We start from the raw sequence: 12,632 nt of genomic DNA, 5'->3' as shown, positions 1-12,632 counted from the left end.
GCTGTCAGGCAGAAACTCCACTTATCGACATGTTCAAATTTGCGGAGCCGGCTCTGCGATCCTCGGCTATGTCCAAGATCGCGTCGATTTCATCATCAGGCTTGATTTCCGTAAGCCCCCGGTGAGGGCCGCCTTCCCAGATTATGCTCGAGCATGAGATGATTTGCTCATTAATTTGCAAGCAAATGAGCAAACGTGACGACGGTTACGATTCTGTCCGGTCCAGAGCGGCGACGGCGGTGGAGCACTGCCGAGAAGCTTCGGATCGTGGAGGAGAGTCTGGCGCCTGGAGCCAGTGTTGTCGAGGTTGCTCGACGACATGATGTTCACCGCAATCTGGTCACGGTTTGGCGGCGGCAGGCGCGCACGGGCGTCCTCGCTTTCGGACCTGGGCCGATGCAGCGGCAGGATGACGAAGTCCGTTTTGCGGCAGTCTCCATTGCGCCAGACCGGCAACCGTTGACGGCGCCCTCCGAGACCTGCGGTGCGATCGAGATTGAGTTCGCGGCCGGGGTTCGGATGCGGATCACGGGCGCGGTTGACGCGGCGACGCTGACCGCAGTCGTGGCTGCGCTGACTGATGGACGGCCACGATGATCCCGTTGCCGGCCGGCGTGCGGGTATGGCTCGCGACCGGCTATACCGGCATGCGGAAGGGCTTTCCGTCGCTGGCATTGCAGGTTCAGGAGATCTTGCATCGCGACCCGCTGGGCGGCCACCTGTTTTGCTTCCGCGGTCGTCGCGGCAATCTGCTGAAGGTGATCTGGCATGACAGCCAGGGCGCCTGCCTGTTCACAAAACGCCTGGAGCGGGGTCGCTTCATCTGGCCGAGCCCGTCTGAGGGTGTGGTGACGATCTCGTCGGCGCAGCTCGGTTATCTTTTGTCCGGGATCGACTGGAGGAACCCACAAGAGACGTGGCGGCCGACATCAGTCGGATGAGGCTTTGAGCTTGCGGATCGTGATGGATGTGATTCCATCATCGTCGTGACCACATCTGAATCGCTTCCCACCGATCTTGCCGCCGCGCATGCGATGATCCTCGCGGAGCGCGCTGCGCGCCTGGAAGCGGAAGCAGTCGCGGCGAGCGCCAAAGCGGAAGCTGCTAATGCGAAGGCGGCCGAGGCACTGATCAGTTACCTCAAGCTCGAGATCGAGAAGCTGCGTCGCCAGATTTACGGCAGCCGATCGGAGCGCAAGGCACGGCTCTTGGAGCAGATGGAGCTTCAGCTTGAAGAGTTGGAAGCAACCGCAACCGAAGACGAACTGGCGGCTGAGAGGGCGGCGGCTCAGACACAGACCGTCAAGTCCTTCCAGCGTAAGCGCCCGTCGCGCAAACCGTTCCCCGAGCATCTACCGCGCGAACGCGTGGTGATCCCGGCGCCGGAGAGCTGTCCCTGCTGCGGGTCATTGAGGCTCTCGAAGCTGGGCGAGGACATTACCGAGACGCTGGAGGTCATTCCCCGGCAGTGGAAGGTGATCCAGACGGTTCGCGAGAAGTTCTCGTGCCGGGGCTGCGAGACGATCACCCAGCCGCCGGCGCCCTTCCACGTGACGCCGCGCGGCTTCGCCGGGCCCAACCTCTTGGCCATGATCCTGTTCGAGAAGTTCGGCCAACATCAGCCTTTGAACCGGCAGAGCGAGCGCTACGCCCGAAAGGGCATCGATCTGAGCCTGTCGACACTGGCCGACCAGGTCGGCGCCTGCGCGGCGACCTTGCAGCCGCTCTATGGGCTGATTGAGCACCATGCCCTGGCCGCCGAGCGGCTGCACGGCGATGACACCACAGTGCCGATCCTGGCCAAGGGCCAGACGGTCAAAGGGCATATCTGGACCTATGTCCGCGACGACCGGCCGTATGGCGGACGGGCGCCGCCGGCCGCGCTCTATTACGCCTCGCGCGATCGACGGCGGGAGCATCCCACGCGGCATCTCCAAAGCTTCACCGGTATCCTGCAGGCCGACGCCTATAGCGGCTATAACGAGTTGTATGACACCTCGCGCGCGCAGGGACCGGTCACGCCCGCGCTCTGTTGGGCCCATGCCAGGCGGCAGTTTTTTGAACTGGCGGACATCGCCGCCAATGCGAGGCGAGACAAGAACGCCGCGGCGATCTCGCCGATCGCGCTGGAGGCGGTCAAGCGCATCGATGCACTGTTCGATATTGAGCGCGGCATCAACGGCCAAAGCGCCGAAGAGCGGCTGCGGGTGCGTAAAGAACAAAGCGCCCCGCTTTTAGCGGCATTGGAAGCATGGCTGCGCGAGCAGCGCGCCCGGCTGTCGAACTCGTCCGCGGTCGCCAAGCCGATCGATTACATGCTGCGCCGCTGGGATCGGTTCGCTCGCTTCATCGATGACGGACGGATCTGCCTGACAAACAATGCGGCGGAGCGCGCGCTGCGCGGCTTTGCCCTCGGCCGCAAGTCCTGGCTCTTCGCCGGCTCCGAACGTGGTGCCGACCGCGCCGCCCTCATGGCGACGCTGATCATGACGGCAAAGCTCAACGACGTCGATCCGCAAGCCTGGTTGGCGGACGTCTTGGCCCGCATCGCCAGCACCCCGCAAGGTCGGCTCAATGAACTGCTGCCTTGGGAATGGAAGAAGACCCCTGTTCAGTCCGCTGCCTGATCGGACCATCGCGCCACGCGACTATCCCGCGGCCCTCACCGGACGGTTACGGATTTCCGACCGCCAAGGATCGTCGACATACACATGGCAAGTCTCGCAAGACAGACCCCACATTGTGCAGTTAGGTTCCAACCGCGCGTCCCTAATGGCTCTCAAAAGGGTTTGTGCGGACACGCCGTTGAGTTCGACAAACTTGTTGTCAATCGGAACTTCATCTTTCAAAATTTCTAAAACAGCACATGCAATGGAGCGAAGCAACGATGCGAAAATGCACGGAACCGCGGCACTTCCTTCGCTGGATCAAGACGCAGATCTGGAAGACGGTGGATAAGCGCCTTTGTGCATTCTCGTATCTTGAGTCTGGCGAGGTGCATGCCAGGGCAAATTCGCGGACCGACATTGAATGCCATGTGGTCGGTGGGCGGCTTTCTATTGAAATCGATCATATGCGGGCAAGTATAATGTTCGGGATCCCGATTTGCGGCCGCGTGCACTAAGCAAAGCGTGTCGTCCTTTTTGATTATCGCATCTGCGAGCGAAACGTCGCGATTGGCTTTTCTGAAGCGAAATTGTATCGATCCCAACAGTCGCAACGACTCTTCGACAAACGCATTAAGGGCGCCATCCTGGTCCTTTGTCACCGCTTCACGCACTGCAGGGTCGGACAAGAACAAATAAATCGCGTTCGCGATGGCGTTTGTGGTCGTTTCTCCCGCGCCAAGCTCGATATCCCTCACAATCGCCATGACGTCGTCTACTCCAATTTCACCCAAATCCTCCGGCGATCGAGACCAGATTTGGCTAATGACATCGGCCCCGCTTTTCTCCCTTCGGTCGAGCACAAGCGGCCGGAAAAGGTTGTTCAGTTCATCGGATGCGCGCTTTGCCTTCTTGGTCAATTCTTCACTGTTCCTATTGTACAACCAACCCACCACCTCTTGATGCCACCGAGAAAGATTCTCGATCAGCGCGTCATCCTTCCAGGGAAGTCCAAAAAGTGCTGCCATAATTCGCGGCGGTATCGGCTCCGACAACTGACTGACTAGGTCGGCACTTCCTTGTTTAGCAAAACGGTCGATAGCGTCATTGATGATGGAAACAACATGCTCGTCACGGTATTGACGCGTGGCCGCAGGACTGAGAAGCTTTAGGTAAAGTCGGCGCACACGCGCGTGCTCCTCACCGACAACGGACGAAACAGACATCCTGTTCTTGTCGCCCTTGATCTCATACAGTACGGATGGCCCGCCCAAATTCCAGTTCCGATATGTGCCCTCGTCAGACTCGACCACCTTGCAAAGGTCGTAACTCAACACGAGCCAGCACTTCATGCCGGGATCCCAAACAAGCGGCCCTCTCTTGCGCAAGATCTCATAACTCGGAAAGGGATCCTTATCGGCCAGCGAGAGCATGGACCACTTTGCGGACAACGGCGAAATAGCTGTTTCTTTCATAACTGGTTCCATTTGCAGTGCATGCTCGTCCGGACTTCGTCTGCCTCGGACTTCGAGGAAGCTCATGAGACAACGTCATTGACGGCAGAGATCTTCTCCAGCGCCGTGTCTTTTTTAGCTAACACGGTGCCAGATCTCGGCCTCGATCGGCGCGCTATCGCGGTATAGCGCGACCTCTCTGCTGCTCAGCAGGTTCTTACGGACGATGTAGCCATCGAGGGCGTAAGCCGAGAGTTCCTTGCTGCTCATTGCAAGCATTGGTGCCACCCTCACTCATGATCAACATTTATGCCGTGTCGGGGCTTGCGACCAGAGGGAAGCGGGCTTCGGCTCCCGCCGCGGGACCTTACCGACCCGAGCTGCGCGGCAGCTTCACCAGCAACCTTCAGTCTAAGACGACAAGGCAATGTTAATGGCAGCAAGAATTTATCCGACGACGCAGAAACTCGGCGAGAATCCGCGTTTTGCTGCCGGTTTTCATCCCAGCACGCAACGAGCTCATCGCGTGGCCTTTCTTTGCTTGTTCCGACTGCCGCTGCAGATGGTGCCCCGAGAGCAGGGATAGATTCGCAGCGGCACGCAAGAATCCTTTCAAGCGACAGCCGATTGTCTCGCTAGCTGGCGATGTCAAAGGCTGCGCGTACCCGATGCGGGTTGTGGCAGTGGACCGTATGCCGCGGTCGAGGCCAATCCCAACGTACGCTGGTCGCTGGACTTCGTTCATGATCAGTATGCCAACGGACGGCGCTTGCGCGATGAGCTGCTCCACGAAGCCCTGTTCTTCGATCTCGACGACGCCCGCGCCAAGATCGGCGCCCAAGGTCGACTACAATCTTCGGCGGCCTCACTCATCGCTGAAATACCTGATGCGGCGGCCCATGCCACCCACCTCACGCAACGGACGATCTACGCAACCCCGACAAGCTCCACCGATCGTCCGTTGCTCCACCCGCGCCACTTGGCGTACAAAACTCCGAAAATGGAAATTCAGTGGCAGGTCACAAAGTCCGAGCGCATGGGTGAAGTCGCATGAGAGACATGGCGCCGAAGATGTTCGAGCATCGAATGTATCTAGCGTGGTTTGCTCTCCGGAAACTTCATTTCGTAGAGATCGCGAGCTCTTTTCATGTGCGTTACCGCTAGGTTCTCGAGGTCGGCCATGCGGCCAGCCTTGAGGTGATCGACCATCTCTATATGCTCTTTGCCGGCTTGGGCGAGAGCGCTCCTGTCTCCGACGCCGTATGCGCGTATCGGGAAGCTGACCCAATCGTATTGACGGATAGAAGCCGTGATGAACGGATTTCCGCAGAGGCCGAACAGGGCCTCGTGGAACATCATGTTAGCGCGATGAATGGCGACCACGTCAGTAGAGGCGGAAACCTTTGCGTGCTCGCGAAGCCACCTCTCGAGGTTCGCTATTTGAGCATCAGTCGGTTGGCGTATGCCGCGGATTGCAGCCCGGTGAAGCAATTCTCTTATTTCATAAAGCTGGTTGATACTCTTGGCGTCGAATCGGCGTAGCTCCGCTCCTCGATGGCGTGGCTTGACGATTACGCCCAATCGGCCGAGTTCATCCAATGCCGCGCGGACTGTATGACGCTTCGCGTTGTAGTCCTCCATCAGATGATCCTCGATTAGTCTTGATCGAGGCAAAATCCGGCCGTGAATAATATCAGCCTCCAAGTTCGCAATTACTGCGGCGACGGAAGGCGGTAGCAGGCGCTCCTCTCCGGGCAAGGTAAACTCCGCAGCGGTTTCCGCTACCTCTTCCGTTCGCTTGGAGTCCAACATCGCTTCTTTATTGTTCAAGCCGGTAAGCCCGCGTCCATTCGCGACTCGAAAGCGCGGAACGGATACCTGGCCATGTCTAGAATTTCTGCGAGCTTGTCGCGATTTCCCTTGGATTTCAAGGGATTCGATCGAATCTGCTTTCTCTTATGTCCACCGAAAACTGTTTGGCCACGCGCAATAGTTTGAAAATCACAAGAAAAACAGTAGGTTAAACTAGATCGCATCGTTCAGTCATTCCGATCGGAGGGAACTTAGGATATAAAAAAGCTTGGCCGCTGCGCAGAGCCAAGCCCTCGCCTTCGCTTCTCAGCTCGCGGGGGCTATTCTGACCGTTAGTCCGTCCAAATTTTCGCCGCGGCTATCCGACAAGATTAAGACAGGGGCGAAGTGCGTGCACCGAGGTTTTCGTTTTGCGAAAAGTTTGATTTCGCATTCCTGACACTCGCCAGCTTTGCCGAACCAATCCGCGCTTACGTACACATGGCAGGCCGCGCACGCGCAATTGCCGCCGCAGGAAGCTATAACCGGGAGGTCATCGTCGCGACATCAATGCTGCAGCGCTTCATACGACCCCTAAGACGCGTTGTTCGCCATTCGATAATGTTATCGGAAATATTGGCAACATCTACGCCCTTTCCTCCGTCTCCGCGCGACGTCACTCTGCTTCGAACTTAAACCGCGCCGGTTCGGACATCGCCTGGCACAACGTAAGGCAAAGTGGCTCAGGGGAACGACCTATGCAGGAAGTCGACAAAGATCGTGACTTGCTTGCTCGATGTGCAGCAATAGCGGTTAGCACTTGGTCCGACGCGCTCGACGAGCTCGGCGTGAAGGGCGTAGTTCAGGGGATCAAACATCGCTCCGGACAGGGACGAATGAGCGGTTTTGCCGTACCGGCAAAACATGTCGCCGGAACGTTGGGTGAGTTCGACAAGTCCAAGTTTGGCGTCGGCCAACTGGTGGCGGCGGCCACGCCCGGTACTGTCCTCATGATCGACGTCAACGGGGCTGCGATCTCGACCTTGGGAGGGTTGGCCGCTCTGTCCGTCAAGGCCCAGGGTGCTTCCGGAGTGGTAATCGACGGCGGCTGCCGCGATCTCGATGAAATTCGAGCGACAGGCCTATGGCTCGCGAGCCGATGGGTGACGCCGACAACCGGAAAAGGGCGATTGAATCTTCAGCGTCTGGGACAGGCAGTCAGTATCGGGGGCGTGTCCGTGGGTCCTTCGGATTTGGTTGTCGGCGATGAAACCGGGGTCGTCGTGGTCCCGCGGTCGCGTTTGAAGGAAGCTCTCGAAATAGCGACTCGCATCACGGACCTAGACGAGAGGGTCGAGAAGCTGATCAGGGCTGGCAAGCCGTTCGCGATCGCGGCGGCAATGGAAGGCTATCTGCCGGCCGAAGAAGCGAAGTGACCGATTGCCATGGATTCGTGGTGCTCAACGAAGATAGCTGGGAAATCCCACGATCGGAGAAGGGAACGCATGATCGAGACGGAATCCGCCGTTCTGCAGCTCACGTCGATGGGACAAGCATTCGATGATGCCCTGCGGCAGCGGTTCGGCGCAATCCGTCTCTGGGAGGATAAGACGCTACTCACGTCCGAGCGGGCGGCGGCGGTCGCGGCGATCGTCACATCGGTTCGGTACGGATGCGATCAGCGTACGATCCAAGCGTTGCCTGGATTGCGTGCCATCTGCAGTTGGGGCGCAGGCGTAGATACGATTGCGGTCGACTTGGCCAAGAGCAGAGGGATTCAGATTAGTAATACCCCCGACGTGCTCGACGACTGCGTAGCTGACTTGGCGTGGGGCCTCATGTTGGCGGTCGCGCGAGATATCGTCTCTGCCAACCAATATGTGCGCAACGGCGAGTGGCGAGAGCTGGGAAAATTTCCTCTGTCGACGAGAATATCCGGAAAGCGTTTGGGCATTTTGGGTTTGGGTCGCATCGGTGCGGCGGTCGCGAAGCGTGCGATCGGCTTCTCGATGGAAGTGCGGTACTTCTCTCGTTCACATCATCAAGACTCACTGCTTGCGTTCGAGCCATCGCTGCTTGATCTGGCGAAATGGAGCGATTTCCTGGTTGTAGCGTGCCCAGGCGGTCCGGCAACAAAGCATCTCGTGTCATCCGCAGTCTTCGAGGCGTTGGGTCCCAACGGAATCTTGATCAACGTCGCTCGTGGCTCTGTGGTCGATCTCGCCGCTTTGATCAACGCTCTCGAACAGAACAAGCTTGGCGGCGCTGGTCTAGATGTCATCGAGGGCGAGCCCGGCGCGCCGTCCAGACTACTTGAGAGAAGAAATGTCGTCGTGACACCCCATGTCGGAAGTGCAACGCGAGAAACGCGCTTGGCGATGGAGCGACTAGTGATCGACAATCTCAGCAGTTTCTTTCGTACGGGTCGGGTGCTCAATCCGGTTTTCCAATGAAGAAGCTCATTTCAGATCTGACCGAATACCTAGGGCCCAAAAACGTCATCATCGATGAGCCAGATAAGCAGCCTTACGTCGTTGACTGGCGCAAGATAATCTCGGGCAAGGCTTGCGCGGTCGCGTTGCCGAGCTCGACAGAGGAAGTTGCGTCCACCGTGAGAATTTGCGCCGCTCACGGCGTTTCGATTGTTCCTCAAGGAGGAAACACGGGGCAGGTGGCAGGAGCCGTGCCGGGCGAAGTGGGTGAATCGATCGTCATGTCGCTGAAGCGCATGAACGCCATTCGCGCAATCGACACCAAGAACAATACCATGACGGTCGAGGCCGGCTGCATTTTGAAAAATCTGCAAGAGGCGGCAAACTCCGCTGGCAGACTTTTCCCCTTGTCCCTCGGAGCAGAAGGCAGTTGTCTGATCGGCGGCAATCTCGGTACTAACGCGGGCGGAACGCAAGTTCTGCGATACGGCAACGCGCGAGAGTTGACGATCGGTCTCGAGGTAGTCCTTGCCAACGGCGAGGTATGGTCCAGCCTGCGTGGTCTTCGCAAGGACAACAGCGGCTATGATCTGCGCGACATCTTCATCGGTAGCGAAGGGACCCTCGGGATCATCACGGCCGCGACGCTACGGCTGTTTCCCCAGACCCCGATCCGACATACGGCTCTGGCTGCTCTCCCGTCTGTCGACGCAGCAACGGAGCTACTTTCGCGCTGTCGCGACGAGGCCCAAGAAGCCCTCACGGCCTTCGAATTGATTTCTGGCGCTTGCCTACGACTTGTCCAACAAAATTGTCCTGACAAGCGCATGCCTCTGCATTCGATCGACTCGCCCTGGTACTGCTTAATAGAGGTGGCGCATCGTGGCGAGAACGGCAGGTCGCTGGAGAACTTTCACCGTATCTTCGAAGATGTCATCGAATGTGAACAAGCTAGCGACGTCCTGGTCGCCCAGTCTTTGGCACAAGCAGAAGCAATGTGGGGAGCGCGGGAGATGATTACCTCTGCTCTCGCTCACGATGGCAAGTGCATCAAGCACGACATTTCGTTGCCAATCTCCGAAATTCCCGCGTTCGTGCGGGAAACTGACGAACTGTTGCAAGCACGTTATCCGGGAGTTCGAAACTTCACTTTTGGGCACCTCGGCGACGGAAATCTGCACTACAACGTCGCCCGACGCGCATCTGGCGACGATGCCGATCTTCACGCCATGCAACCAGGGCTTTCGCTGCTAGTACACGACGCGGTCGAACGCCGATCCGGCTCGATAAGCGCAGAGCAGGGAATCGGACGGATCAGAACCGCCGACCTGATTCGATACAAGGCACCGCTCGAGCTTCAGCTCATGTGGGCAATTAAGCGTACGTTGGATCCGAACGGACTTTTGAACCCAGGCGTATTATTGCCGAGCTTCGAGCCTTGGATGGAGCTTCGGGGCGTGTCATCGGCGGACCGGTGTTGTCGATAATAGAAGTGGTTGTTGAAGTTGGACGGAGTTTGAAAATGGACGGTTTGCCGACCCAGCAGTCAGAGGAAGAGGAACTCATCAGCATCGATCCTGCCGACGGCTCGGAAGTTGCGAGGGTGCGGTGCACCACTCGATCGGAGCTCGACCAAATGGTCGCGACGGCTCAAACTGCACTTGAGAATTCAGGATGGAAACGACTGCTTCCGCATCGGCGAGCCGCCATCTTGCACAAGATAGCAGACGGCATCCAACGGGAAAAAGACACTCTCGCCCGTCTGCAGATGCGAGACAACGGCAAGCCCTTGGCAGAATGCAAGGCAATGGCGGAAAGCGCGATCGGGACGTTCCGCTACTACGCTTCCGTCTGCGAAACGATGGAGACGGATGTTACGCCACCGCGCAGCGAGTATGTCTCCCTTACTGTGTTGGAGCCTTACGGACTCGTCGCGTGCATCACGCCTTGGAACTCCCCTCTGATGAACGATGCGACTAAAGCAGCTCCAGCCATAGCGGCTGGCAATGCCGTGTTATTGAAGCCATCGGAGGACAGCCCATTGCTTGCCCCGGAGCTCGCTCGGATCTGTCGAGAGGCCGGGCTTCCTGCTGGTCTGTTGCAGGTCGTGCAAGGTCGGGGCCGCGATATCGGAGCCGCTCTGGTGGCGCATCCGGGTGTTCGAATGATATCATTTACGGGCGGCACCCACACTGGCCGTGCCATCGCTAAGGTCGCAGCAGAACGACTGGTGCCTGCGGCACTCGAGCTTGGCGGCAAGTCTCCGCATGCGGTCTTCGCGGATGCCGATATCGATAGTGCCGTGGCGGCCGTGGTCGCAGGCATTTTTGGTTCGGCCGGTCAATCATGCGTAGCAGGCTCGCGCCTTTTCGTCGAAAGACGTATCTACAGGGAGTTCGTGGATCGAGTCGTGAAGCGCACGGAGAGACTGCGCGTCGGGATGCCCAGCGAGCCAACCACGGAAGTCGGTCCACTTGCGTCTTTCCACCACCGCGAAAGGATAAAGCGATTCGTAGAAATGGCTAAAGCTGAAGGAGGTCGGATTTTGTGCGGCGGGCACGCGCCAGTGGGAGGTGTATACGACCGCGGCGCGTTCTACATGCCTACCGTGATTGAAGGACTCGACTATCGCGCGCGCGCTTGTCAGGAGGAAGCATTCGGCCCAGTGCTCGTTGCGCTTCCCTTCGAAGACGAAGCCGACTTGATTATGCAAGGAAATGGCACTGCGTTCGGGCTAGCGTGTGGCATCTGGACCGAGAACTTCAAGCGAGCTTGGCGGGTCGGGCGCGCGCTAGAAGCGGGGTCCGTTTGGATAAACTGCTATAAGATTTCCGTCACCTCTTCGCCCTTTGGTGGGTTCAAAGATAGTAGTTTGGGACGCGAAAAGGGTCTCGGCGGCTATAGACTTTATTCGCAGGTAAAGAGCATTTTCTTCGGGCTGCAGGATCAGCCGATGTCCGTAACGAGGTAAGGTGAAATGAAAGAGAAGCACACGCCCTCCGTTCGCATTAGCGGTGGGCGCTTCATGGTGATCGGCGGGGCGAGCCTGGTCGGTTCGGCGACGGTTGAAGAGCTTCTACGGTGCGGCGCATCAGAAGTGCGCCTATTCGACAACTTCTCCTTCGGATCGAGCGATGCCATCTCCCATATTATATCCGATCCCCGGGTCACCGTAGTCTCGGGAGACATTCTTCGTTTGCCTCAACTTCTGGCGGCGGCAGAGGGTTTGGACGGTATCGTCCATCTTGCCGCGTTCATGACTCTTTCCATGGATCAAGATCCCTGGACTGGGCTCAATGTAAATATCCAAGGGGTCCAAAACGTTGTCGAAGCGTGTCGTGCCTGCAAAATACGCAAACTGATCTTTGCTTCATCCAACGCCGTATATGGCTACGGCGAGTCCGTGAAAGGCGACCTCGTGGAGACTACGCCATTCCATAGCGTCGGCGCTCCTCCGGCAGCAATTCTGTATGGCGCCAGCAAGATCATTGGCGAACAAATCTGTCGCCATGCCTATCAGAAACACGGACAACATTACGTAGTATTGAGATATTCGACGGTCTACGGCGAGCGACAGCACTACCGCGCTGCTAACGCGCTCTACATTGTTGAAACTCAGGATGCGGTGAAAAAGGGTTACCGACCCAAGGTCGTGGGTGACGGATCGGAAACGAAACATTTTGTCTACGTCGGAGATCTGGCTCGCGCCAACAGAATGGCCCTCGAATCCGACGCGACCGACGTGGTGGTAAACACTTCGGGGCCCGAGCCGATTACAACCTTGGAGCTCGTAAGGCTCGTCGCAGATCTGTCCGGCCGACCTGATATGGAGCCCGAGCTGGTGAGACCCGATCCCGGTAAGGTGCGGTTGACGTCTGGTGGCGCCTTTCGCATCGACCATGCGGCTGCGAAGAACGCGATCGGATGGGCTCCGGAGGTTAGCATGCGCGAGGGATTGAAACGCTTTCTTGCGTGGCGTGATCGCACGGAAGAAAAGATCTCACAATCCTAGCCTTGCTGCGGTTGCTATGCTCAATGCTACGTCCAGGGGCCTTCATCTATAATCGAGCAGTTCATCGCTACCGATAAAGCTGCGATTGTAACCGGGTCAAGTAAAGGGATCGGCACGGTGCACCGGGCTCACCCTCGAAATGTGCGCGCTCAACTTTATCCAAAGCATTACGCTGCAATTGGGCGGACGAGGCGAGATACTGCTTGCGATGCCGATCTTCACGCCATGCCGGGCTCAGACCCCGATCCGACATGCGGCACCGCGTTGGAAACCGGCGTGTTGATCTAGGGTCTGTTGGGATTCATCGCGAGTTTATCACGGCAGCGGCGAGGTGGAT

Annotated in this window: 11 protein-coding genes and 1 pseudogene; 9 read left to right on the top strand and 3 right to left on the bottom strand. The window is 58.0% G+C overall.

Annotated features, from left to right (window positions below; translation table 11 throughout):
* Positions 1 to 195 precede the first annotated feature (195 nt).
* The 3 genes from tnpA to tnpC all read left to right on the top strand — a co-directional run bounded on the left by tnpA (position 196) and on the right by tnpC (position 2,627).
* Complete coding sequence (gene tnpA, locus CQ13_RS39710; RefSeq protein WP_063800253.1) at positions 196 to 597, top strand: IS66-like element accessory protein TnpA; 402 nt, start codon at positions 196 to 198, stop codon at positions 595 to 597.
* The gene (gene tnpB / locus CQ13_RS39705; RefSeq protein ID WP_057848196.1) at positions 594 to 941 is read left to right on the top strand and encodes an IS66 family insertion sequence element accessory protein TnpB; all 348 of its coding nucleotides are present in this window, start codon (positions 594 to 596) and stop codon (positions 939 to 941) included. The genes tnpA and tnpB overlap by 4 nt, the downstream gene beginning before the upstream one ends.
* A 93-nt stretch (positions 942 to 1,034) precedes the next feature.
* Positions 1,035 to 2,627: an IS66 family transposase gene (tnpC, locus tag CQ13_RS39700; protein WP_057848199.1), complete on the top strand. Its 1,593-nt coding sequence runs from the start codon at positions 1,035 to 1,037 to the stop codon at positions 2,625 to 2,627.
* A 227-nt stretch (positions 2,628 to 2,854) separates the two neighbouring features.
* Here the strand turns inward: tnpC and CQ13_RS39695 are convergent, their stop codons facing one another.
* Positions 2,855 to 4,081 carry a cytochrome P450 gene (locus CQ13_RS39695; RefSeq protein WP_197427594.1) on the bottom strand — a complete coding sequence of 409 codons (1,227 nt, stop codon included), beginning with the start codon at positions 4,079 to 4,081 and terminating at the stop codon, positions 2,855 to 2,857.
* A 114-nt stretch (positions 4,082 to 4,195) separates the two neighbouring features.
* A complete protein-coding gene (locus tag CQ13_RS44095) occupies positions 4,196 to 4,339 on the bottom strand; it encodes a hypothetical protein (RefSeq protein ID WP_156434191.1) in 144 nt (47 codons plus the stop codon).
* Between the two features lie 421 nt (positions 4,340 to 4,760).
* Between CQ13_RS44095 and CQ13_RS44090 the strand changes: the two are divergent.
* A pseudogene (locus CQ13_RS44090) lies at positions 4,761 to 5,104 on the top strand (integrase core domain-containing protein); the annotation flags it as partial.
* Between the two features lie 48 nt (positions 5,105 to 5,152).
* Here CQ13_RS44090 and CQ13_RS39685 read toward each other — a convergent pair.
* Entirely contained in the window at positions 5,153 to 5,890 is a 738-nt protein-coding gene (locus CQ13_RS39685) for a GntR family transcriptional regulator (RefSeq protein WP_156434189.1), read from the bottom strand.
* Between the two features lie 719 nt (positions 5,891 to 6,609).
* Between CQ13_RS39685 and CQ13_RS39680 the strand changes: the two genes are divergently transcribed.
* The 5 genes from CQ13_RS39680 (at position 6,610) to CQ13_RS39660 (ending at position 12,295) form a co-directional block, all read left to right on the top strand.
* Entirely contained in the window at positions 6,610 to 7,287 is a 678-nt protein-coding gene (locus CQ13_RS39680; protein WP_057848192.1) for an RraA family protein, read from the top strand.
* Positions 7,288 to 7,356: 69 nt separating this feature from the next.
* Complete coding sequence (locus CQ13_RS39675) at positions 7,357 to 8,304, top strand: 2-hydroxyacid dehydrogenase (RefSeq protein WP_156434188.1); 948 nt, start codon at positions 7,357 to 7,359, stop codon at positions 8,302 to 8,304.
* Complete coding sequence (locus tag CQ13_RS39670; RefSeq protein WP_057848191.1) at positions 8,301 to 9,770, top strand: FAD-binding oxidoreductase; 1,470 nt, start codon at positions 8,301 to 8,303, stop codon at positions 9,768 to 9,770. The genes CQ13_RS39675 and CQ13_RS39670 overlap by 4 nt, the downstream gene beginning before the upstream one ends.
* 35 nt (positions 9,771 to 9,805) lie before the next feature.
* Positions 9,806 to 11,254 (top strand): aldehyde dehydrogenase, encoded by a 1,449-nt coding sequence (locus tag CQ13_RS39665; protein ID WP_057848190.1) that lies wholly within the window; start codon positions 9,806 to 9,808, stop codon positions 11,252 to 11,254.
* A 6-nt stretch (positions 11,255 to 11,260) separates the two neighbouring features.
* A complete protein-coding gene (locus CQ13_RS39660; RefSeq protein WP_057848189.1) occupies positions 11,261 to 12,295 on the top strand; it encodes an NAD-dependent epimerase/dehydratase family protein in 1,035 nt (344 codons plus the stop codon).
* Positions 12,296 to 12,632 lie beyond the last annotated feature (337 nt).

Source organism: Bradyrhizobium retamae, from assembly GCF_001440415.1.
In the GTDB taxonomy this organism is placed as follows: Bacteria; Pseudomonadota; Alphaproteobacteria; order Rhizobiales; family Xanthobacteraceae; genus Bradyrhizobium; species Bradyrhizobium retamae.
Note: the sequence above shows the minus strand (reverse complement) of the source record. Positions and strands in the feature narration are given on the sequence as shown.

Bases quoted from the DNA above. Each gene is read 5' to 3' on its own strand.
- tnpB (WP_057848196.1), top strand. From the start codon at position 594: ATGATCCCGTTGCCGGCCGGCGTGCGGGTATGGCTCGCGACCGGCTAT.
- tnpC (WP_057848199.1), top strand. From the start codon at position 1,035: ATGATCCTCGCGGAGCGCGCTGCGCGCCTGGAAGCGGAAGCAGTCGCG.
- CQ13_RS39695 (WP_197427594.1), bottom strand. From the start codon at position 4,081: ATGAAAGAAACAGCTATTTCGCCGTTGTCCGCAAAGTGGTCCATGCTC.
- CQ13_RS44095 (WP_156434191.1), bottom strand. From the start codon at position 4,339: ATGCTTGCAATGAGCAGCAAGGAACTCTCGGCTTACGCCCTCGATGGC.
- CQ13_RS39680 (WP_057848192.1), top strand. From the start codon at position 6,610: ATGCAGGAAGTCGACAAAGATCGTGACTTGCTTGCTCGATGTGCAGCA.
- CQ13_RS39675 (WP_156434188.1), top strand. From the start codon at position 7,357: ATGATCGAGACGGAATCCGCCGTTCTGCAGCTCACGTCGATGGGACAA.
- CQ13_RS39670 (WP_057848191.1), top strand. From the start codon at position 8,301: ATGAAGAAGCTCATTTCAGATCTGACCGAATACCTAGGGCCCAAAAAC.
- CQ13_RS39665 (WP_057848190.1), top strand. From the start codon at position 9,806: ATGGACGGTTTGCCGACCCAGCAGTCAGAGGAAGAGGAACTCATCAGC.
- CQ13_RS39660 (WP_057848189.1), top strand. From the start codon at position 11,261: ATGAAAGAGAAGCACACGCCCTCCGTTCGCATTAGCGGTGGGCGCTTC.